Origin of the sequence: Sulfurimonas sp. HSL-1716 (assembly GCF_039645975.1) — a bacterium.
GTDB lineage: Bacteria > Campylobacterota > Campylobacteria > Campylobacterales > Sulfurimonadaceae > Hydrocurvibacter > Hydrocurvibacter sulfurireducens.
Genome location: NZ_CP147918.1, coordinates 432,716 through 453,472 on the forward strand (window position 1 = coordinate 432,716; position 20,757 = coordinate 453,472).

Sequence of the window (20,757 nt, forward strand, 5' to 3'; positions counted from 1 at the left end):
GTAAAAGAGGAGATTTCTATTTATGGTAAAAGTAGCGGCTATTCAGATGAGTATGGGTGAGAACAAGAGTGCAAACGTCGAAAAAGCCGTAAAACTGGTGCGAACGGCCGCAAAAGAGGGTGCTAATATTATCCTTCTGCCCGAACTTTTCGAGGGGCTGTATTTTTGTAAAGATATGGATAAAGAGTATTTTGCATGGGCCAGAGAAAGAGAAGATAATCCGCTGTTAAAAACTTTTTCAGCTTTGGCAAAAGAGTTGCATGTGGTACTTCTTGTCAGTTACTTTGAAAAGAGCGGTGATGAGTATTTTAACTCTTTGGTCGTTATGGATGCCGACGGAGCGGAACTTGAAAACTACCGCAAGACCCATATACCTGATGGCCCTGGATATGAGGAGAAGTTCTACTTTAAACCCGGTGATACGGGATTTAAAGTCTGGGATACGGCATACGGCCGCATAGGTGCGGGGATATGCTGGGATCAATGGTTCTGCGAAACGGCGCGTGCGCTTGCTTTAAAGGGTGCGGAGCTGATATTTTATCCGACAGCGATCGGAAGCGAGCCTGAGATACATGTAGATTCCAAAGAGCATTGGCAGCGTGTCCAGATGGGACATGCAAGCACAAACCTCGTTCCCGTAATCGCAGCTAACAGATACGGGAAAGAGAAAGGAGAAAGCTGTACTCTTGATTTTTACGGTTCCTCTTTTATAACGGATAGTTCCGGAAAGAAGATCGCTGAAGCTCCGCGTGATAAAGAGGAGATAATCTATGCGGAGTTCGATCTGCAAAAAAACAGAGAATTTCAGGATTACTGGGGTCTTATACGCGACAGACGCCCTGAGTGTTACGATGATCTTGTAGAGTGATTTTAAAGTAAAATAAGAAGTTTTATATGAAAGAAAGTCCCTTCAATGTGAAAAGGGGAAACACATTGAAGGAACAAATAATTAGAATGCTATTTGTGCAGTAAGCATATACTCGTTGCCGTTTACGCTTGCATTAGAGCCTGTACCGCTTTCGTTGTCTTTAGTGATAACGTTTGCAACCCATTGAATGTTTTTATTCATATCCCATGCTGCACCGCCGATATATGTACGGTTAGCGTATTCCGTAGTACCTGACACTTCTTTAGGAGTCCATTTGTCGTAACGGCCGAATACATGGTATTGGTTTCTTTCACCCATACGAGCATCGAAGTTCACACTGTAACCGTCACCGGCATATACAGATACTGCGCTTCCGCTTGCCGTGTCGTTTGATTGGATGTATTGAGCAGCGACTAGTAACGGCTCAGTGTTAAATACAGTATGTACACCGATATAGTCTAGATCGTTTCCGTCAGATCCGTGTTTTGTATTGTGTTTACCGTAAAGTGAAGCATCCCAATATGTTTTCTTTGTATCTTTTGTATTGTTGCCAAGAACATGGAATGTAAGTCTTGCTTCATAATCCATACCTTTTTTTGCTGCATAATAAGTACTGTCATTAGAACCTTGTGCCGCATGGTAACCTTCACCGTTGTAGACACCGATCTCAGTTGAAACATATTTCGTATTAGTTTTGAAATCGACACCAAGGTCTGCAGAACTGTCAAGATGCGCACCGTTACCTTGCTCAGCGAACGTTTCTAAGATATTACGGTAATGCCAAGAGTGACCCTCTGCATAATCCAACCAAGTAGTATGTGATTGACCGATCTCTACGCCTGTGTTTGGAAGAATTTTATCTAAGTAAAGATAAGCATACTTGATACGCATAGTTTTATCTCCGTCTCTGCTTGTTGTATCTAAAGTGATACGGAAATAATCTTTAGGATTTTCTAAAAGATGAGCTTTTACCTGGAAGTACATACGTCTTAATTCAAATTGACTTTCGTCCGGCTTTGTAGAATTGTGTGTTCTGTAATCAGTATTTTGGTATCCTACATATGCTAGCATACTAAAGTCAAGTTTGCCTGATTTAGTGAACAGAGAAGTTGCTTTTGGCATTTCGATCGCAGTACGACCTTCGCCGCCTTTTGTGAAAACTTGACCGTTCGAGTCTGTATAGAATTGAGCATCTGCAGATGCAACTGTTGCGATTGACAATGCTGCCAATGTAGATAATACTATTTTTTTCATTTTTGAATCTCTCCTGTTTTTGTTACCGACATTTTAAAATCTAAAGATTACATAACGGTTACATAAAGACTGCGGTTAACACTCTGTTATCCTTATATATGTAAGCGTTTATGTTGTGGAACTTTTTTTGCTTTATTTGTCTAGATGCTTTAAAGAAGGGATGTAGATGGAAATTGTACTGCAGAACAATCTCATTTTGATCCGTACCGATTTTAATACATTGAATCAGGAATGGATAAGAAGCTTTTTGATAGAACACTCGAAAAACATGCTCTTTTTGCCCAGAGCCGTTTTGGTGTTTCAAAACCAATCCCTGGTGGAAAGCCGAAAAGAGTTCTTAGAAGAGCTCGGTTCTTATCATGCCAAAAAACATGATCTTTCGCAGGAGTTTTTTAAAAGGTCGCTGCTCAAACTAAAAAACAAACCGATAAAGATAGAACTTTTAAGTATGCAGGATATCCAGGCCGTAAGCGTAGAGTTATACGCAAGAGACAGGTATACCGTAGACATCTCTTTGTTTTACCCTAATTCATGGGTTATGAGCTTTTTAATAGGACAGTTCGGCATATATGTATTAAACACTACCGACAGTTCCATATCTCTGGATGTCAGCGATTCGAGATCAAGGACAATGCTCGAGCGTGTGCTGAACAAAAAAAATGTCCTGCATTATGAGATTCAGTACAGTTATGACAGCGATTTTTTGCGGCGTCTGTATAACGGCTTTTCCATGTTTGATTATGATGAGCACAGTGATGAGAACATCGATCAGATGATTCACTTCTACAATGTTTTGGAGTGTCCCGTAGGGGCGTCATTGGATACCATAAAGAAAAATTACAAGAAACTTGTACGGGTATATCATCCGGACCGAATTTTTCATACGAGCCCCACTATGCTCGATCATTATACGGAGAAGTTTCAGCTTCTTCAAGAAGCGTACAGTGCACTCAAGATCGTCAGTTAGACATAAGGCGGTTCAAATCCTTGGATCAGATCGTTTGGCGAGATGTTTTTTAACAGGATAGAAAAATCATCGGCACAGTAAAGTGCGAGATTGGGACTTTGGCTGTGTTGCAGTTCGTTTGAGAATCCGCGTTTTGAAAAAAGCAGAACTTTGTTGGGAGTTATCCCGAGTTTATTGCATTTTTCCAAAAGTTTGTGCACCTCTTTTTTATTTATTTTATGGTTCGTCCACTTGCATTCGCCAACATATATCTTCATGCTTTTTGTAATGGCCAGCAGGTCTATCTCTACGTTGGCATCCCAATAGCTGCCGCTTGTAAGTATCTGATCGTCTCTTGTATAATAATCGAGCAGTAGTTCTGAAAGTTCTTCAAAGACCAGACTGGTGTAGCTGCTTTGGTGTGTCTGGAATCTTTTTAAGAAGTTTTCGTAGTTTCCGACTTCGATCTCTCTTGCAAAGGGTGTTATAAAGTAGAACCAAAACCTGATAAAAGGTTTTGTAAAGCGCATTTTGTGCGAGATACGGTGGCGGGCGATCTCACGTTTGAGCTTTTGGTCGGGATGTATTTCTTTGGGATGTCTTTCTCGTGAGTGCTGCATCTCCAAGATGTTGTTATTTTGTAAAAAATCCAGTGCCGCTCCGCCGTTGCCGTTGTTGAGTCCCGCACGGCTGAAAGCTTTGAATATGCGTCTGTCGCCGATGGCGAGGGCGTGAAGCAGACGCGAGTATTCGCTCTCGTCAAGCGAAAGTGCGGCGAGTTCATTATGCAGATGTCCGTAGTTCTCAAGGATCACGGATACTATAAGCTCATCGAGCGGCTTGTCTATGTCTATCTGCCATCCCAGACCGCCGAAGATGGAAAAGTATTCTATCTGCTTTTCCATATCGTTTGGGTAGTGTCTGGCGTAAAATGACCTGAACTGTTCTAACAGCATTTAGCTTCTATTTTCTTTTGCATGAGTTTATTATAACGAATGTAGTATAATATTTTTATGATTTTACTGATGAAAAAAATATCATATCTTGTTTTGATGCTTCTTCTTATCTCCGTCATATCGTTCCTGGCGATCCACATCGCACCCAACAGTTTTTTCAGTGCTGGCGAATTAAATCCGAATATGACACCAGAAGCGCTGGCAAAGCTCAAAGCGGTCTACGGTCTTGACAAACCGCTTTTGTACCAGTATCTGGACTGGATGAAAAATATTCTGACGCTCAATTTCGGCGTCTCTTTCGTGACGGGACAGGATGTGAGCGCAGAGATCGCAAAACGCATCCCCATAACGCTGAGTATCAACATAGTCTCTCTTCTTCTTGTTTTTTTCATATCTATCTATCTCGGGATAAAAGCAGCTTTAAAAAACGGGCAGAAAAGCGATTATCTTATCCGTCAGTTCTCATTGTTCTCCTTTTCTATGCCCTCTTTTTATCTTGCTCTTTTGCTTATCATGCTCTTTAGCGTAAAGTTGAACATCCTGCCTTTTTCCGGGCTTCATTCTATGGATGCAAAGAGCGGGATATACTATTATCTTGATATGGCGTGGCATCTTATTTTGCCCGTCGGGGTCATGAGCTTTGTAGGTCTTGGAAGCATGGTGATCTATATTCGTTCATTGACGCTTGAGATACTCAAAAGCGATTACTATTTCTTTGCCAAGGCCAGAGGTCTGAGCGAGAAGATCATATTGCGAAAGTACATCATGCCAAATCTCCTGCCGCCCGTCGTGACGCTTTTAGGGCTTTCTCTTCCCGGGCTTATCGGAGGAAGCGTTATCTTAGAGTCGATATTCGGGATAGACGGAATGGGAAGGTTTTTCTATATGAGCGCGCTCAGCCGGGACTACCCTTCTATCATGGGGATACTGATGATAACCGCATTTTTGACGCTTTTGGGAAATATGATCGCCGATTTTATACTTTTCAGATTAAACCCTTATGCAAAAAGAGGCTAATTCATAAGACTTTTTATTTTTTTAAGCCCTTTTTTGCATCTTTGATGAAGCGGGTATCTGTAGCTCTTTTCTATAAATTTTTTTAAAAAATACGCTTTCTTTCCGCTGAATTTTAGAATGTTCATGACCTCTCCGCATCCGAATCTGCCGCCTAAAGATGCAAAAAATCCCTGCAGTTTTATACTTTTTGTCTGAAGTTTCTTATCCGATATCTCTTTGAGTATGTTTTGCGAAACATAATCCGCACTGAGTTCTGCAGTCTGTGCTGTAGGAGGCAGACGGGTATCGGATGCCGGGTCGAACATATCGGCGTTGTCGCCGATGGCGTATACTTCTTTATGATCTATGAGTCTAAAAAACTCATCTACTGCAAGTTGCCCTTTTTTATTCTTTTTTGCATCCATGTTTAAGACAAGATCGCTGGAGGTTATGCCTGCCGTCCAGATCAAAAAGTTCATATCTATTTTCTGTGAATTGTTCAGTATAACGCAGTCTTCCATCACTTTCGTGACACGGGCATTCTTTATGATGTTAATTTCAAGGTCGTTTAATCTTTTTTCGGCTTCCTCCTGCATAAAAGCGGAGTTTGAAGGTAAAAGTTTTTCATGGGAGTTGATAAGCGTGATGTTTATACCGCTGCAAAGATAGCCTGTGTCTTTGTAGAACTCTCTTGAATAGTTCGCCATCTCGGACGCTATCTCGACACCGCTGAGCCCGCTGCCGGTTATCACTATGTTGAAGTTGGCGTCTAAAGAGCATTTTCCTTCGCTTTCTATTTTTTTATAGATAAAATACTCAAATTTCTGCTTGAATAAAAGAGCGTTCTCAAGAGATTTGATTCCGTGATAATGTTCTTTCAATCCTTCGATGGAGTCAGGCAGCAGAGTCTGTGCTCCGCTGGCGATGATAAGATAGTCGTATTTGTAACGGTTTTTGGTCGTTATGATCTTTTTCTTTTCCAGATCAAAACGTAAAACCTCCTCATGTAAAAACGTTACTGCATCGTTATAGCTTGCACAGTACGTATAGAGATCGATCGCAATATCCGAGAGGTTTATCTGACTGGTCAGATAGTCGTATACGTCGGTCTGAAGGTAATGATAGGAGTTCTTATCTAGGAGATAAAGTTCTATATCCTTACATTTGGACAGGTGAGAAACCGCTCTTATACCTGCATATCCGGCACCGATAATAAATAGTTTCTTTTTTTCCATAGAGACGATTATACATTATTAACGGGAAATTTAATAGGAGGGTAAGAGAGATGAGATGTTGCGGGCAAGAAACTCTTGCCTGCAAAAGTTTTAGCTAAACAGAGCCTGAAGCGCGTCTACGCCGTCTTTTTGTTCACCCTCTTGAGTTGAAGCGTTTTGAGATGAACTACCGTCTTGTTCGATCAGTTCGATGGTCATTCCCGTCAGCATGGATGCCAGACGGATATTTATCCCGCTTTTTCCGATCGCTTTGCTTTTTTGATCCGAAGGAAGAGTGACGATCGCTTTTACCGGTTCGCCTTTTTCATTTTTTTCGATCTCGATATGTGAGATGATGGCAGGACTCATAACACGGGCCATAAAAAGTTCGGGGATGGTTGTGTACTCGATACAATCGATGTTCTCGCCTAAAAGCTCTTCACTGACAGCATTGATACGCACGCCTTTTACTCCGACGGTCGCTCCGACTGCGTCGACTTGCGGATGCATGCTAAGCAGCGCTATCTTCGCGCGCTCTCCGGGAATGCGCGCCGCTTTTTCGACCAAGACCACTCCGTCGGCAATCTCGGGTACTTCAAGTGTTAAAAGCTGCTCCAAAAATTTTGGCGAAGTACGCGAAAGTTCTATCTGAATACCGTTTTGTTTATCTATGTTTACACGGCGCACGACTGCTTTTAAAAGATCGCCCACTTTAAAATGTTCGCCTTTAATACGGTTTTTCATAGGCAGGACCGCACGAACCTCGTCCACTTCGATATAAGTGTTCTGGTCCGAATCCACAAGTGTCACGCGTCCGGTCACGATGGTGCCTATTTTTGAGTTGTATTTGTTGTAAAGTTCATTTTCTACGAGTCTTTGTACATGATACTCGATTTCGTTATGCAGACGTCCCGCTGCGGTGCGTCCGTAATCTTCCAGGCTGTGGTCGATCTGAAGCTGATCTTCAAGTTCGACATCCTCATCAAGTTTTTTCGCATCGCTTAAAGAGATATATCCACCCGATATCTCTTCGTCTTGTAATCTTTCGTCGTCGTCTGCTACGACGATGATGGTTTGAAAGAGGTGCATCTTTTTTGTTTTATTATCAATATCTGCTTCAAAAGTAAAATTAGGATTGATCACACGTTTTGCAGTTTGGACGAAAGCTGTTTTAAGCGCTTCGATAACATTGTCCGGTTGTAACCCTTTTTCGTGAGCAATTGCATCGACGATATCTAAAATTTTTTCCATAAGTATCCCTTGTTTAGGTGGTTTTCATAAAAAATAGTATATTAAAAAGGAGGTTTATTTTTATGAAGAGAATGATTATAGCAAAAACTTATTTAAAAAACGTTTTAAATACTATGACAACTACTTAATCGAATATTTATTGAATTTTTAATATAATGCAAATAATTATATAGCAAGGATTATAGATGGAATTAAAATTAGCTCGTGTTGAAGTTGACCAAAAGCCGAAAAAGATCGATCTGAAAAAGATCGAGGAGAGTGCGCAAAAAGAGGGATCGGTGATCTTTTATTTTGATCGTGAAAACTCGCATAAAGATCTTTTGGCACTGCAAGATCATATAGAAGCTTCGGGAAGAAGTTTTTATATGCGCGAAGTAAAATACGGACTGGCAGACAACGAGTATATGTACGAAGTTCACATACTGGCTTAAGGTATCGATGTGAGTAAAAAACTCTATATAGAGACTCTCGGCTGTGCAATGAACGTTCGTGATTCCGAACACATAATAGCCGAACTCAACGAGAAAGACGATTATACCCTGACCGAAAATTCGGGTGAAGCGGATCTTATCCTCATTAACACATGTTCAGTCCGTGAAAGGCCGGTGCAAAAGCTTTTTTCGGAACTTGGCATGTTCAATAAAGTAAAAAAAGAGGGTGCGAAGATAGGCGTATGCGGATGTACGGCGTCTCATCTGGGTCAAGACATCATAAAACGCGCACCTTACGTCAACTTCGTTTTGGGTGCAAGAAACGTTTCCAAAATAGGCGAGGTTCTGCATAAAGACAAATCCGTCGAAGTAGATATCGATTACGACGAATCGGATTTTGCGTTCAAGGATTTCCGCTCATCGCCCTATAAAGCTTATATAAACATCTCCATAGGCTGCGACAAGCAGTGTACGTATTGTATCGTTCCAAAAACGAGAGGCGAAGAGATCTCCATACCTGCGGATCTGATACAAAAAGAGGCGCAAAAAGCTGTTCAAGGCGGAGCAAAAGAACTCTTCCTGCTCGGACAAAACGTCAATAACTACGGCCGCCGTTTCAGCGGCGAGCATGAAAAGGTCAACTTTACGGAGCTATTACGCCGTATCTCCAAAATAGAGGGTTTAAGACGTATCCGTTTTACCTCTCCCCATCCGTTTCATATGGATGATGAGTTCCTAGAGGAGTTTGCCAATAATCCAAAAATATGCAAATCGATGCATATGCCGCTTCAAAGCGGTTCTTCCAAAGTCCTAAAAGAGATGAAACGCGGATACACGAAGGAGTGGTTTTTAAACCGTGTGGAGAAGCTCAAATCGATGGTGCCCGAAGTCAGCCTGAGCACAGATATAATAGTTGCATTTCCGGGTGAGAGCGACGAGGATTTTTATGATACGCTCGATGTCATGCGCCAAGTCGAGTTTGAGCAGATATTCAGTTTTAAATACTCTCCGCGCCCTTTGACCGAAGCTGCGGAATTTACGAACACGATAGACGAAGAGATAGGCTCTGAGAGGCTTTCTACGCTTCAAGAACTGCAAAACGAACTTCTGGATAAGAACGTTTTTAAACTGCTGGGCAAGGTCTATGAAGTTTATTTCGAAGAGCTGCGCGCCGACGGGTATGTCTCGGGCAGAAGCGATAACAATCATCTTGTGAAAGTAAAAGGGAGTGAAGAACTGCTCGGAAAGTTCGCGGACGTAAAAATAACCGAGGTCGGCAGAGTGTCTTTAGTCGGTGAAATAGTAAAATAAAGTAATGAAAAAACGAATATTGCGAGCGCTGTCCTTAGCAGTAGTCCCTTTTTTGGGTATGCTGCTGATGCGTTTTTTATATCTTACGAACAAAAAAATCTTTCATCTCCCTCAGGAGATTCCAAGCGAACCCGTCGTCTTTGCTTTTTGGCACGGCGACCTTCTTATGCAGCCGTATCTATATTATCAGTTTCGCAAAACCCCAAAGGCAAATGTTCTTATCAGCGATCACTTTGACGGAGCGCTTATCTCAAAGACCATGCGCTATTTTAGTCTCGGAACGATCGCCGGATCGACAAACCGTAATGCGGCAAAAGTCCTTATTCAGGCAATAAAAAGCCTCAAAGAGGGGTATGACATCGGAATTACTCCCGACGGTCCAAAAGGCCCGCGCTACAGTGTCAGCGACGGTATCGTGGTAATGGCTCAGAAAACGGGTGCAAAAGTAATAGTGTATAATTGTAAACCGACACGCTACTGGCAGCTTGGAAGCTGGGACAGGTTTGTCATACCAAAACCGTTTGGAACACTGGAGTTCTTTGCAAGCGAACCTATCGTTTTAGACGGTCTTGAGCTCGAAGATGCGAAAAAACTGATACAAGAGAGGTTGATGCAACATGTCGTATAGATATCTTTGGCTGATCGCCAGTTTTTCTTTGATCTTGATAATGGCGGTCTATCTGATCGTGAACCCCTCATATGAAAAATCTTTTGAAGCGAAATACTACTATCATATGGGTGATTATAAAAAGTCGCTCTCTCTTTCAAAAGAGGCTTTTGACCTCAATGTCTACAACCGTATGGCATCCACGATAATGGCACAGTCGCAGATATCGCTGCAGTATACGCAGTATATCCAACAGGCAAAAAAGTATATGAAGGATATAGATTCTCTGGCACATAAAAGCACTCTGAGTAATGCCGATAAAGCGAAGATGAGACTGATGTCGCAGATAGTCGTAGACGGATATATAAAACTTTCTCCGAGTGTCGTGACCGATAAAAAACTGGTTGAGGAGGCAGCGCATTATCATCGCGAATTCGTAAAGCTCTATGAAAAAATCGATTCATCAATATAAAAGGTCCTTTCTTATCTACCTGGAAAAAGCAAGGGGCTACTCGGATCTTACTTTAAAGACCTACGACGAAGCTTTGAGCGAAGCGTTTCAAAGTATTGTGATAGAGGAAAAAGCGGCAGGGACTCTGTTTGATCTTATGCCCTACCGTATAAAAATAGCTTCTTTGAAACAAAAGACCATCGCAAAAAAGCTGAGTGCCGTTCGTTCGTTCGCGGAGTATCTCAATACGCAGGGTGAACATATAACCCTCAAAGCCGATGACAGCATAAAGGTCGCCAAAACGCTGCCAAAACCCATCCCTCATGAGCATATAATGGAAGCTTTGCAAACTGCGCAGACGGATGAGCGTCTTATTGTAATCATGCTGTATACTTTAGGACTCCGTATATCCGAATTGGCAAACCTGAAGCTCGAAGATATAGAGAATGAATGGATACGTGTCGTGGGTAAAGGGAACAAACAAAGAGATGTCCCGTTGCTGGCTTCTACCTCTCGGATTTTAAGAGAATATGTGGATGAGATGCGGCCAAAAAAATATCTTTTTGAGAAAAATAGCCGAAAATTAAGCGAAAATAGTTTAAGATATAGCGTTACTAAGGTATTTAAAAGAGCAGCATTAAAGGTCACTCCCCATCAGCTGCGCCACTCGTATGCAACGGTGCTTTTAAATAATAATGCAAGAATAGCCGATGTTAGTGAGCTTTTAGGACACTCTTCCATGGCTACGACGCAGATATACACGAAGTTGGGCAGTGCGCTTAAGATGCAGAACTATAATAAGGCACATCCGTTATGCAAGGAGACAGATGATACTTTCTAAGATACTACATAGTCTGTATTTAAAGATATATATTAGTATTATCGTATCAAACTCCAAAACGAGTGTTTGTGTTCATGCTTTAAAAAACGGTACGTTAAAAGAGAGTTTTTTTGAAACATTTCCGAGCCGGGATGTTTCAGAAGAGCTTATCGAATATGTTCAGTCTTTTATAGACGAAACACCGTTTTATTATATATCTTTACTCGATTACTCCATTAGTCAGGGGGCGATGCCTTCATGCGAAGGGAGCGAATTTTTCCTCTACAGTGATCTTGAAACACCGCAGAAGATCTGTCATGACGGCTGGAACAGTTTTACGTCAAAGGTCGATATCATAAATTTTGAAAAGAAATATTCTGCGTTCGGTCTGGATTTTATCTTTTCGCCCTACACCGTCATAAAGAATTTTTTTAAAGACAAGATAAGCGGAGAAGCGGCGTTGTTTATTTTGGTTCAGGAAGACTCTTTGATAGTAACGGTGTTTGAAAACTCAATGCTGAAATATTCGGAGTTTATCAACATGAGAACAGAGCAGCCCGATGAAAGTATTTCGATGTTGGATGACGACAAAGAGGAGTTGAACTTTGATATGGAAGATCAGCATTCCGTGAACCTCGAAGAGATAGATATTGACGACGGATTCGGAGATATCGATGATCTGACGGACATCGAAGATCTGGACACCATGGATGATCTGGAAGATTTTGCCGAAGTAAAAGTCAAAGAGCCCTCAAAAGAAGCAAGCAGACATTTTGAGCCGGATGACAGAGATGCTGCAGGTTTCAATGAAGATTACAGACGTTTTAGTGTTATTCAAAGTTCGTTAAATCAATACTACACAGATGAAAAATATGAAAATAAATTTATCGAATCGGCGTATATCGCGGTGGCATGCCATGTGGATCATGATCTTAAGAATTACCTTGAAGAGGAACTTTTCTTAAAGGTCTATGTCCGTCAGCTGGAGATCTGTCAGGAGATTCTTGATCTGGCGAAAAGGGAAAACGTATGACGTATAGTTATATAAAACCCAGATTTAAAAAGATCGTTTCAGCAGAACTGCAGCTCGTACTTATATTTTTTACGATATCGATCGCTATGCTGTTTTTGACCTACGGATTTTTAAAACTAAAGATATACACTTTTGAACAAAATGCAGTAAAAATACAACAAAAAAAGGTTGAGTTAAATGACGCGATCGTCAAAATGCAGCATCAGATATACCTGATAGAGCAGGAGAGTGAAAAAGCGGAGAAGATCACTACGGAGAACAGCGTCTTAAAAGAGAGTATCAAAAACCTTTTCGATCTGGTTCCTGACAGGATCACTCTTTCTCAGGTAGATCTGAAGAAAAACTCGCTTGTCATTTATGGGACGACGCCGAGCAAAGAGGTGTATGAATTTTTGCTTCAAGCGCCGCTGCGTTCGATCTTCAACAGTACTTACACAAGTTTTTATCAGTTAGACAACGGATGGCTCAGTTTTGTTTCGACGAACAAGATGGATGATAAAGAGGTACTTAAATGAAACCCTTTAAGCTTTCCCGTCAAAATCTCTATCTTCTGATAATCACACTTTTTCTTCTTGTCTTCGTGCTTATTTTTGCATTTACGGTTTTGATCCCGTCGGGAAAAGAGTATAGACAGGCAAGAGCGGTGACCAACAGACACTCTATGGAACTCGGCGAATATGAGCAGCTAAGCGATCAAACGCTTGGGGAGTTGAAATCCCTGCAGGAAAAATATAGAAACGTCATAACCGCTTTTGACAACGATTTCGATGAAAACAGGTTCATATCCCAGAACAAAAAGTATTTTCAAAACTTGAAAGTCTCGAAACTATCAAAAATGGAAGAAAAACAGCCTTTTGACCTTTATGAAGTAAATGCGACTTCAAAGATAGACTCGCCTGTCGTTTTTTATAATTTTCTGGATAGTCTGAACAAAAGCGACTGGGTCATAGGCGTGAACTTCCCTATCCATTTTAAAAGAGACGGAGAGCTTATAAACTCATCGTTTACTATGAGAGTCTATGCGTTAAGCGAAGATAGAAACAAGACGGTTTCTCTAAAAGAAACGAACACTACAAAGCAACAATAGTATCAAAAACCTTTTGATTCAAAAAAAGATAGGGGCGCAGTTTTGAGGGGATTTTCAAGACTCTGCATCTCTCTTTGAACCCTTTGTCCATGGAGACATCCAAAAGATAAGGAGCTATAAAAACATACTCATCGGTTCTGCAGACCGCATATCTTCTTGAGACAACCGTATCGTCGCTCTCTTTTAGTTCATCTCTTGTATGAGAACTTATCATGACCCCGAGTTGCTTAAGTGTCTTGTCGATGTGATAGATGTCGCTTTTTAGATTTTTTGTACGTTTGAAATAGTAAAGCTCCTGCACCTGCAGGACTTCCGTGTTTTCTATGAGTTCGTCGGTATCGTTGTCGATATATTCAAAGCTTTTAAGGATCCCGTCTTTGTATTTTTTCAAAAGCGGTGCCGCATAGAGATGTCTGAACTCGTTTCTTTTTATGCTCATGTCTTGATTCGTCTCATCTTCGAACCATTTTTTCTCTTTAGCTTCAAGATAGGCGATAAGCTCGGATTTTTCTACATGCAAAAGCGGACGTATGATGTCATATCCCTCTCTTTTGGTAATGCGTTTCATAGAGTTCAGCTCGGCGCATCCCGCTCCTTTGCTCAACTGCATCAAAAGCCATTCGAGCCTGTCTCCCAAATGATGAGCGGTTAGAAGGTTGTTATATCCATGTTCAAAGATAAGCTCTTCAAAAAAATCGTATCTTACCGCTCTTGCCGTCGCTTCAAAGTTCTTTTCTATCGATTCGGAGGTAAAGACATAACAGTTCTTTTCATGTTCTAAAGCCAGCTCCTGAGCATAAGAGACCTCCTCTTTGCTTTGTGCTCTGAGAGCGTAATCGATGATCGCGATATCAAAAGGGATATCGTTTTGCAAAAGCAGGAAAAACAGGGAAGTGGAATCGGCTCCGCCCGAGAAGGCGAGAAGGTTTTTGGAGTTTTTTAAAAAGGTTACATCCTGAATCTTAAGCATTTTCTACGGTACACAAAAGTTTGTTGCCGACAAGAGAGGTGATCTTGGCTTTATATATCCTGCCAAGTTCAAGATCTTCATCTACATCTCTGTCGTTTACGTAAAGTTCCCCGTCGATATCCGGAGCCCAGAGAAGCTCTCTGGCACTGAGGATAAACTCGGACTCCTCGCTCTCTCCGTCGATGACGATATCGACTGTTTTGCCGACCTCTTTTTCAAGACTTTTCAGTTCGCATTCTGTGGCGATTTTGCCCAAGATCTCTGCTCTTTTTTGGATAGTTTTTTTGTCTATCTTTTCATCCATGCCGTATGCAGGGGTCGTTTCTTCGTCCGAATAGCTGAAGATGTTCATCCTGTCAAATCCAAAAGACGCGGCGAACTCGCACATCTCTTCAAACATAGCTTCTGTTTCATTTGGATGACCGACGATGAAACTGGTACGCACAAATGAGTTTGGAAGCGCTCTCATGGCTTCAAGCAGCTCGATCGTTTTCTCCTTTCCAAATCCGCGTTTCATCCTGTGAAGCATCTCGTCGTTGATATGTTGAATAGGCATATCGAAATAGTTGTGAAATATCTTCGATTTGCCAATGTTGTGGATAAGTTTCAAGGATGTGGTCGAAGGATAAAGATAAAGGATCCTCGCACTTTTTACGCCTTCGATGAGTTCGATCCTGTGGATCAAAAGGCTCAGTCCGTCGATCGTTTTGCAGTCTCTGAGGTATGAACTGCTGTCTTGAGAGACGAAGCTGAAATCATAATACCCTTTTTTCACAAGAGATTCTACCTCCCTTACGACCGAATCTAGCGAACGGGACTGGAGTTTGCCTTTAAAAGAGGGGATGGCGCAAAAGCTGCACTGCTGGTTGCATCCTTCGGAGAGTTTTATGTAAGCATGGTATGTCGAGCCCGTCACTACGCGCTCGGCTCCGTCGATGAGGTAGACCTGTTCGCTGAACTGAGATTTTTTATCTGCCAAAAGCTCGTCTATCTTTTCATAATCTCCCACACCCGTAAAAAGGTCGACCTCCGGCATATCCTTTGCCAGCTCCTCTTTATAGCGTTCGCTCAGACATCCCGCCATCACAAGAAGCGAATCCTCTTTTCTCGCATCATGCAGATTCAAAACGGTGTTGATAGACTCCTCTTTGGCCGCATCGATAAATCCACACGTATTGACGATGATGACATCGGCGTTTTCTTGATCGTTTGTAAGTTCATAGTTTTGAAGGCGTCCCATCATAACTTCGGTGTCGACAAGATTTTTTGTACATCCCAAAGAGACGATATGCAGTTTTTTGCTCATTAGTTCCACTTTTAATATATTTATGCAATTATATCCAATATTGGATATTACTTTTAAGAAATGCAGGTTCGCAGAATAAAAACACAAAGGGTAAGAAAGAGGCGGAGCAAACGGTTATTTTGAAAAGATAGTGTTTTTAGATACACACTTAATTCATTATATCGTATAATTGCGGCATGAGAACGATTATCTGGATTGCGGCGCTTATGCCGGTATTTTATATGTCATTTCGCTATTCACTGGGACATTGGTGGCAGTTGAATGAAGGGACGGCAAGGTTTTTAAACGATTATCTTCATCTGCATATCGGCGGACATCCTCGAAATATAGTGAAGTTTTTGGAAGATACGGCAGGCAAGACGGCTTTGAATCTGTTTATACTGACACTCGCGCTTAGGCCGCTTCACACCTATCTTAAATTTGACCTTATCAAATATAAACGATTGATAGGACTGTTTGGATTTTTCTATGTCTTCTTGCATGTAGCGGTCTTTGTATGGCTCAAACATCATTTTGACATGGGTGATATCTATAGAGCGGCAAGCCATCATCTGTATGTCATATTCGGAATATCGGCATTTGCGATCGTCTTGATGATGACGGTCACCTCCGTACCGTTTTTATATAAGAAATTTCACTCCTGGCATAAACTTTTTTACATTGCAATGGTCTTTGTCATGGTGCATTTTCTGCTGGCTCAAAAGTATATCTCGTTTACGGATATTATCTATGCTGCGGTGATTGCCGGACTTTTGGCGCTAAAACTCTTAAAGCGTTAGCGGATGTATGACGTACTTATCTTGGGCGCGGGTGCCGGCGGTCTTATGTGTGCGAGCGGACTTGCCGAGCATAAAACTCTCAAAATCGGCGTCATTGACGCGAATCAGAGTATCGGAGCAAAGATAAAGATATCGGGCGGCGGTAAGTGTAATATTACAAATACCAAAGTCAGCGAAGAAAATTACTTAGGAGAGGCCGCTTTTGTGTCTTGGATCCTGTCGAAGTATACAAAAGAGGACCTTTTGGAGTTTTTAGAGGCAAACGGATTGTCTCCTGTCATCCGCAAAGGCCGTTACTATTTTTGTCCGAAAAGTTCGGATGAGATAATCTCCATCTTCAAAAGACTGACAAAGAGCGTCGATTACCGTCTCGGCGAGAATATCCTGTATGCAGAAAAAAAAGAGGATATGTTTTTTGTCAAGACCTCAAAAAGCACATACCGAGCGAAGAGTTTGGTCGTAGCCACGGGCGGAGAGAGCTACAAAAGTTTGAACGCGAGTGATATCGGACTTAAGATAGCATCCGGTTTTGGAGTGCAGAGCATAGAGTTTTCTCCCGCTCTTGTCGGGATGACCCTTCAAAAAGAGCAGTTTTGGATGAAAGAGCTCAGCGGAGTGAGTGCCGAAGTCGAGATAACGGTCGAAGGAAAAACACTACGCGAAGATATGCTGTTTGCACATCGCGGCATAAGCGGCCCGGTCGTACTTAGCGCTTCTCTTTATTGGAAAAAGGGCAGTATGTCTATAAATTTTTTACCTCAAAAAGATATAAACAAGCTTATAAACGGTTCCAAAAAAAACATCTCATCTGTGCTGAACCTTCCCAAGCGTCTCTCAAAAGGCCTGCTTGAAGTTTTGAATATAGAAGACAAACCGTGCAGCAAACTGACAAAAGAGGATATGCAAAACCTTCAAAATATTCACAAATACGCATTCGCTCCGGCAGGAAACTTCGGGTTTACAAAAGCAGAAGCTTCCCGCGGCGGAGTCAAAACGGAGGAGCTGGATAAAAATTCCATGATGAGTAAAAAGGTCGACGGTCTTTATTTTATCGGTGAGGTCGTAGATGTGACGGGAGAGCTGGGAGGTTACAATTTTCAGTGGGCCTTTAGCAGTGCGGTCGTTTGTTCGAAGTATATAAAAGGACGCTATAATATGTAAAACGTCTGAAGGATCTTTTATGAGTGACGAGATAATAGGATTAACCGACAAAGATGTAGATGAACGTATACAAAAATATGGATATAACGAACTAAACGAAAAGACACAAAGTTGGGCCTTTCGTCTTTTTAAAAGATTCTGGGGACCTATCCCGTGGATGATAGAAGCGGCCGTCATTCTCTCCGCCATAGCAAAAAAATGGGAAGATTTCGTCATTATAACGGTATTGCTTTTTGTAAATGCCGTTGTTGATTTTTATCAGGAAACAAAAGCATTAAACGCAATTGCGGTCTTAAAAAAGAGATTGGCGCGCAGAGCACTTGTTTTTCGCAACGGAGCTTGGATCGAAACGGATGCCAAGATGGTGGTACCAGATGATATCATCAAGATAAAGATAGGCGATATCGTCCCTGCCGATGTGAAACTTCTCAAGGGTGACGACATGCTGCTCGTGGATCAGTCCGCACTCACCGGAGAATCGCTTCCAGTCGAGAAGAATGTGGAGGACGAGCTTTACGCCAATGCCGTTATCAAGCAGGGAGAGATGATCGCCCGCGTTACGAAAACGGGTAAAGACACCTACTTCGGCAAGACCGTAGGTCTTGTCGCAAAAGCTCAAAAAGAGGAGCACAGCCACTTTCAAAAAATGGTCATCAAGGTCGGAAACTTCCTTATTTTTCTTACCATAGCCATGATAGCCGTTATCGTATATCACGGTGTCAAAACGAATGAATCAATCTTAGAGCTTCTGATCTTTGCTCTGGTGCTTACCATATCCGCTATCCCCGTGGCGATGCCTGCCGTGTTGACCGTCACGATGGCTATCGGGGCAAGGGTCTTGGCTTCAAAAGATGCGATCGTGAGCCGCTTGGCCGCTATCGAAGAGTTGGCGGGGATGGATATCCTCTGTTCGGACAAGACGGGAACATTGACACAAAACTCCATGAGCCTGGCACAACCCTATACGGTCAATGAGTACACCCAAGAAAATCTGATGCTTTTTGCAGCACTTGCGAGTAAAGAGGAAAACAGCGACCCCATCGAAAAACCGATCTTCGAGTATATCAAAAGCAATAAGATGGAGGACGATCTTTTAAAATACAAACAGACGAAATTTCTTCCGTTTGATCCCGTACACAAGCGTACACAGGGGATATATAAGACCGGCGATAAAGAGATTGTGATAACAAAAGGTGCGCCGCAGGTCATCATAAGCCAATGCGACGAAAAAAAGTTTGACGAAAAAGAAGCGTTCAAGCAGATAGAACTTTTTGCATCCCGCGGCTTCAGGACTTTGGGTGTGGCATACAGAAATACCGATGAAGATCTTTACCATTTCGTCGGTCTTATATCGCTTTTTGACCCTCCGCGCGAAGACTCCAAAGAATCCATCGAAGCCGCACGGGCAAAAGGGGTGTCGGTAAAGATGATAACGGGCGACAATATCGCTGTGGCAAAATATATCGCAAGTCTGCTCAGCGTAGGCGAGAACATAGAAGATATCCATATCCTCAAAGGGGAATCCTTAGAAGAGTATCTTTATCTTTCAAAAGTTCTCTCCCAAGCGATCGTAAAAAATCTGAATCCGGAAGAATCCAAAGCGCAGGCGGAGCAGAGAGTCTCCGAGATATTGAAATATGTTCAAAGAGAACTTTATAACATGCCTCTGCCAAAAGGCAGTATCTTAAAACATGAATCGGAGATAATCTCCATCATTGAAGAAGCGGACGGTTTTGCCCAGGTTTTCCCCGAAGACAAATACTACATAGTCGAAAAACTTCAAAAAGCCGATCATATCGTAGGTATGACGGGTGACGGGGTCAATGATGCACCGGCCTTGAAAAAAGCCGACTGCGGCATAGCGGTAAGCGGTGCAACGGATGCGGCGCGCGCGGCGGCAGATATCGTTTTGATGTCGCCGGGTCTGCGGGTCATCATAGATGCCATCGAGGAATCCCGCCGTATTTTCGAGAGGATGAAAAGTTATGCCATCTTTCGCATCGCCGAGACGATACGCATCGTTATATTTATGACGCTCTCCATAGTGGTCTACGATTTTTATCCCGTTACCGCTTTGATGATCATTATTTTGGCACTTTTAAATGACATCCCGATAATGACCATCGCTTATGACAACACCAGGGTGAGAAGAAAACCTGTAAGATGGGATATGAAAGAGATATTCGTACTCTCCACATGGCTGGGAGTGGCCGGAGTCGCGTCGTCTTTCACGCTTTTTTGGCTGCTGGTAACGAAAGCACAGCTGCCTATCGACGTTATTCAAACGCTGTTTTTTGCCAAACTGGTTATAGCCGGACACGGAACGATATACAATACAAGGATCGACGATTGGTTCTTTAAACGACCGTTTCCCTCTTTCAAGCTTTTTACCGCAACGTTTGCAAGCCGTATTGCAGGAACTCTTATAGCGGTGTACGGGTTTGGCTTTATGACCCCTATAGGCTGGAAATGGGCAGCGGCGATGTGGGCTTATGCCCTCACTTGGTTTGTGTTCAACGATGTGATAAAAATGGGAGTCATAAAATATTATAGAAAAAGATATCATATAGAGGTTATTTAAAAAGATAGTTAGACCCGTATATCTTTTTTTTGTCCGGCCGATCTTAGTAAAGAATTTATATTTTTCTTTAAAATATTGGTGGTATAATGAATTATCGCTGAAGGAGAATAATGCTATGAAAAGATTGTTAAAGATTGGACTTGTTTCGCTGGCACTCGCCGGAAACATGGCGTATGCACAGGCGGATGATTTTACATACAACACACATAGTTTGATCGGAGTAGAAGGCGGTTTTGGCAGCTTCGATTTTGATCACGGTCTGGTAGGAAGCACCAGCAAAAACAGCAAAGGGTTCGGAGAAGTAGGGATCAAGATCGGTGCGCAGACCGATAATTATCGTCTTTTTTTAAGTGCCCGCCATTACAGTATGTCGGATTTTGATTATGCCAACAGTATAGGTGCCGAAGGTCAGTATCTCATCGATGTCTCAAAAAAGATGAATATGTTTGTCGGTTTGAATATCGGTGTCATGAACTTTAAATACAAAGCCGACTCGTCGGTGGCTAAGATCAGCGATAAAAAAGATTACGTCGGCGGCGATATAGGCGTCAATTTTCATCTCAGAAAAGAACTGGATCTTGAAGTAGGTGCACGTTACATGTATTTAGGATATAGTTATACGAATACGAGTACGAACGCAACGGCAAATATAGATCATATGATAAACGGATATGTCAGTTTGATCTATAAGTTTAAGATGGATTAATAAAACTTTATCCGCTTATGCGGATAAAG

At 42.1% G+C, this 20,757-nt stretch carries 21 protein-coding genes; 15 read left to right on the forward strand and 6 right to left on the reverse strand.

Features of this window, described 5'->3' with window-relative positions; all coding sequences use genetic code 11:
• Positions 1–22 precede the first annotated feature (22 nt).
• Entirely contained in the window at positions 23–868 is an 846-nt protein-coding gene (gene aguB / locus WCY03_RS02295; RefSeq protein ID WP_345993383.1) for an N-carbamoylputrescine amidase, read from the forward strand.
• An 81-nt stretch (positions 869–949) separates the two neighbouring features.
• On the opposite strand, the gene WCY03_RS02300 is transcribed toward aguB, so the two are convergent.
• Positions 950–2,122, reverse strand: coding sequence for a hypothetical protein (locus WCY03_RS02300; RefSeq protein ID WP_345993384.1), 1,173 nt, complete (start codon positions 2,120–2,122; stop codon positions 950–952).
• A 166-nt stretch (positions 2,123–2,288) separates the two neighbouring features.
• Here WCY03_RS02300 and WCY03_RS02305 point away from each other — a divergent pair, with 166 nt between their 5' ends.
• The gene (locus WCY03_RS02305; protein ID WP_345993385.1) at positions 2,289–3,089 is read left to right on the forward strand and encodes a DnaJ domain-containing protein; all 801 of its coding nucleotides are present in this window, start codon (positions 2,289–2,291) and stop codon (positions 3,087–3,089) included.
• On the opposite strand, the gene WCY03_RS02310 is transcribed toward WCY03_RS02305, so the two are convergent.
• On the reverse strand, positions 3,086–4,024 hold the full coding sequence (locus WCY03_RS02310) for a DUF234 domain-containing protein (protein ID WP_345993386.1): 939 nt from the start codon (positions 4,022–4,024) through the stop codon (positions 3,086–3,088). The genes WCY03_RS02305 and WCY03_RS02310 overlap by 4 nt on opposite strands.
• A gap of 57 nt (positions 4,025–4,081) precedes the next feature.
• On the opposite strand from WCY03_RS02310, the gene WCY03_RS02315 reads away from it, so the two are divergent.
• Positions 4,082–5,041 carry an ABC transporter permease gene (locus WCY03_RS02315; protein WP_345993387.1) on the forward strand — a complete coding sequence of 320 codons (960 nt, stop codon included), beginning with the start codon at positions 4,082–4,084 and terminating at the stop codon, positions 5,039–5,041.
• Here WCY03_RS02315 and WCY03_RS02320 read toward each other — a convergent pair.
• Positions 5,038–6,255 (reverse strand): FAD-dependent oxidoreductase, encoded by a 1,218-nt coding sequence (locus tag WCY03_RS02320; protein WP_345993388.1) that lies wholly within the window; start codon positions 6,253–6,255, stop codon positions 5,038–5,040. The genes WCY03_RS02315 and WCY03_RS02320 overlap by 4 nt on opposite strands.
• Positions 6,256–6,345: 90 nt before the next feature.
• Positions 6,346–7,485 carry a transcription termination factor NusA gene (gene nusA, locus WCY03_RS02325; protein ID WP_345993389.1) on the reverse strand — a complete coding sequence of 380 codons (1,140 nt, stop codon included), beginning with the start codon at positions 7,483–7,485 and terminating at the stop codon, positions 6,346–6,348.
• A gap of 185 nt (positions 7,486–7,670) precedes the next feature.
• Here nusA and WCY03_RS02330 point away from each other — a divergent pair, with 185 nt between their 5' ends.
• Genes WCY03_RS02330 through WCY03_RS02365 form a run of 8 tightly spaced genes read left to right on the forward strand, consistent with a single transcriptional unit; the run spans position 7,671 to position 13,225 of the window.
• Positions 7,671–7,916 (forward strand): HP0268 family nuclease, encoded by a 246-nt coding sequence (locus tag WCY03_RS02330; protein ID WP_345993390.1) that lies wholly within the window; start codon positions 7,671–7,673, stop codon positions 7,914–7,916.
• Positions 7,917–7,925: 9 nt separating this feature from the next.
• Positions 7,926–9,227, forward strand: a complete 1,302-nt coding sequence (gene miaB, locus WCY03_RS02335) for a tRNA (N6-isopentenyl adenosine(37)-C2)-methylthiotransferase MiaB (protein WP_345993391.1) — start codon at positions 7,926–7,928, stop codon at positions 9,225–9,227.
• Between the two features lie 4 nt (positions 9,228–9,231).
• Positions 9,232–9,855, forward strand: a complete 624-nt coding sequence (locus tag WCY03_RS02340; protein WP_345993392.1) for a lysophospholipid acyltransferase family protein — start codon at positions 9,232–9,234, stop codon at positions 9,853–9,855.
• Positions 9,845–10,306: a hypothetical protein gene (locus WCY03_RS02345; RefSeq protein ID WP_345993393.1), complete on the forward strand. Its 462-nt coding sequence runs from the start codon at positions 9,845–9,847 to the stop codon at positions 10,304–10,306. The genes WCY03_RS02340 and WCY03_RS02345 overlap by 11 nt, the downstream gene beginning before the upstream one ends.
• The gene (locus WCY03_RS02350; RefSeq protein ID WP_345993394.1) at positions 10,281–11,126 is read left to right on the forward strand and encodes a tyrosine-type recombinase/integrase; all 846 of its coding nucleotides are present in this window, start codon (positions 10,281–10,283) and stop codon (positions 11,124–11,126) included. The genes WCY03_RS02345 and WCY03_RS02350 overlap by 26 nt, the downstream gene beginning before the upstream one ends.
• The gene (locus WCY03_RS02355) at positions 11,113–12,138 is read left to right on the forward strand and encodes a hypothetical protein (RefSeq protein WP_345993395.1); all 1,026 of its coding nucleotides are present in this window, start codon (positions 11,113–11,115) and stop codon (positions 12,136–12,138) included. The genes WCY03_RS02350 and WCY03_RS02355 overlap by 14 nt, the downstream gene beginning before the upstream one ends.
• A complete protein-coding gene (locus WCY03_RS02360) occupies positions 12,135–12,653 on the forward strand; it encodes a hypothetical protein (RefSeq protein ID WP_345993396.1) in 519 nt (172 codons plus the stop codon). The genes WCY03_RS02355 and WCY03_RS02360 overlap by 4 nt, the downstream gene beginning before the upstream one ends.
• Complete coding sequence (locus WCY03_RS02365) at positions 12,650–13,225, forward strand: hypothetical protein (protein ID WP_345993397.1); 576 nt, start codon at positions 12,650–12,652, stop codon at positions 13,223–13,225. The genes WCY03_RS02360 and WCY03_RS02365 overlap by 4 nt, the downstream gene beginning before the upstream one ends.
• Here the strand turns inward: WCY03_RS02365 and tilS are convergent.
• A complete protein-coding gene (tilS, locus tag WCY03_RS02370) occupies positions 13,209–14,195 on the reverse strand; it encodes a tRNA lysidine(34) synthetase TilS (RefSeq protein ID WP_345993398.1) in 987 nt (328 codons plus the stop codon). The two genes, WCY03_RS02365 and tilS, sit on opposite strands and share 17 nt — an antisense overlap.
• On the reverse strand, positions 14,188–15,501 hold the full coding sequence (gene rimO / locus WCY03_RS02375; RefSeq protein WP_345993399.1) for a 30S ribosomal protein S12 methylthiotransferase RimO: 1,314 nt from the start codon (positions 15,499–15,501) through the stop codon (positions 14,188–14,190). Before rimO ends, tilS begins: the two co-directional genes overlap by 8 nt.
• A 221-nt stretch (positions 15,502–15,722) precedes the next feature.
• Between rimO and WCY03_RS02380 the strand changes: the two genes are divergently transcribed.
• From WCY03_RS02380 to WCY03_RS02395, 4 genes are all read left to right on the forward strand, one after another.
• Positions 15,723–16,280, forward strand: a complete 558-nt coding sequence (locus WCY03_RS02380) for a ferric reductase-like transmembrane domain-containing protein (protein WP_345993400.1) — start codon at positions 15,723–15,725, stop codon at positions 16,278–16,280.
• Between the two features lie 3 nt (positions 16,281–16,283).
• Positions 16,284–17,441, forward strand: a complete 1,158-nt coding sequence (locus tag WCY03_RS02385) for an aminoacetone oxidase family FAD-binding enzyme (protein WP_345993401.1) — start codon at positions 16,284–16,286, stop codon at positions 17,439–17,441.
• 19 nt (positions 17,442–17,460) lie between these two features.
• The gene (locus WCY03_RS02390; RefSeq protein ID WP_345993402.1) at positions 17,461–20,022 is read left to right on the forward strand and encodes a plasma-membrane proton-efflux P-type ATPase; all 2,562 of its coding nucleotides are present in this window, start codon (positions 17,461–17,463) and stop codon (positions 20,020–20,022) included.
• Between the two features lie 115 nt (positions 20,023–20,137).
• On the forward strand, positions 20,138–20,728 hold the full coding sequence (locus WCY03_RS02395) for an outer membrane beta-barrel protein (protein WP_345993403.1): 591 nt from the start codon (positions 20,138–20,140) through the stop codon (positions 20,726–20,728).
• Positions 20,729–20,757 lie beyond the last annotated feature (29 nt).

Excerpts from the sequence above, each read along its gene's own strand:
- aguB (WP_345993383.1), top strand. The coding sequence starts at position 23 with ATGGTAAAAGTAGCGGCTATTCAGATGAGTATGGGTGAGAACAAGAGT.
- WCY03_RS02300 (WP_345993384.1), bottom strand. The coding sequence starts at position 2,122 with ATGAAAAAAATAGTATTATCTACATTGGCAGCATTGTCAATCGCAACA.
- WCY03_RS02305 (WP_345993385.1), top strand. The coding sequence starts at position 2,289 with ATGGAAATTGTACTGCAGAACAATCTCATTTTGATCCGTACCGATTTT.
- WCY03_RS02310 (WP_345993386.1), bottom strand. The coding sequence starts at position 4,024 with ATGCTGTTAGAACAGTTCAGGTCATTTTACGCCAGACACTACCCAAAC.
- WCY03_RS02315 (WP_345993387.1), top strand. The coding sequence starts at position 4,082 with ATGATTTTACTGATGAAAAAAATATCATATCTTGTTTTGATGCTTCTT.
- WCY03_RS02320 (WP_345993388.1), bottom strand. The coding sequence starts at position 6,255 with ATGGAAAAAAAGAAACTATTTATTATCGGTGCCGGATATGCAGGTATA.
- nusA (WP_345993389.1), bottom strand. The coding sequence starts at position 7,485 with ATGGAAAAAATTTTAGATATCGTCGATGCAATTGCTCACGAAAAAGGG.
- WCY03_RS02330 (WP_345993390.1), top strand. The coding sequence starts at position 7,671 with ATGGAATTAAAATTAGCTCGTGTTGAAGTTGACCAAAAGCCGAAAAAG.
- WCY03_RS02340 (WP_345993392.1), top strand. The coding sequence starts at position 9,232 with ATGAAAAAACGAATATTGCGAGCGCTGTCCTTAGCAGTAGTCCCTTTT.
- WCY03_RS02345 (WP_345993393.1), top strand. The coding sequence starts at position 9,845 with ATGTCGTATAGATATCTTTGGCTGATCGCCAGTTTTTCTTTGATCTTG.
- WCY03_RS02350 (WP_345993394.1), top strand. The coding sequence starts at position 10,281 with ATGAAAAAATCGATTCATCAATATAAAAGGTCCTTTCTTATCTACCTG.
- WCY03_RS02355 (WP_345993395.1), top strand. The coding sequence starts at position 11,113 with ATGATACTTTCTAAGATACTACATAGTCTGTATTTAAAGATATATATT.
- WCY03_RS02360 (WP_345993396.1), top strand. The coding sequence starts at position 12,135 with ATGACGTATAGTTATATAAAACCCAGATTTAAAAAGATCGTTTCAGCA.
- WCY03_RS02365 (WP_345993397.1), top strand. The coding sequence starts at position 12,650 with ATGAAACCCTTTAAGCTTTCCCGTCAAAATCTCTATCTTCTGATAATC.
- tilS (WP_345993398.1), bottom strand. The coding sequence starts at position 14,195 with ATGCTTAAGATTCAGGATGTAACCTTTTTAAAAAACTCCAAAAACCTT.
- rimO (WP_345993399.1), bottom strand. The coding sequence starts at position 15,501 with ATGAGCAAAAAACTGCATATCGTCTCTTTGGGATGTACAAAAAATCTT.
- WCY03_RS02380 (WP_345993400.1), top strand. The coding sequence starts at position 15,723 with ATGTCATTTCGCTATTCACTGGGACATTGGTGGCAGTTGAATGAAGGG.
- WCY03_RS02385 (WP_345993401.1), top strand. The coding sequence starts at position 16,284 with ATGTATGACGTACTTATCTTGGGCGCGGGTGCCGGCGGTCTTATGTGT.
- WCY03_RS02390 (WP_345993402.1), top strand. The coding sequence starts at position 17,461 with ATGAGTGACGAGATAATAGGATTAACCGACAAAGATGTAGATGAACGT.
- WCY03_RS02395 (WP_345993403.1), top strand. The coding sequence starts at position 20,138 with ATGAAAAGATTGTTAAAGATTGGACTTGTTTCGCTGGCACTCGCCGGA.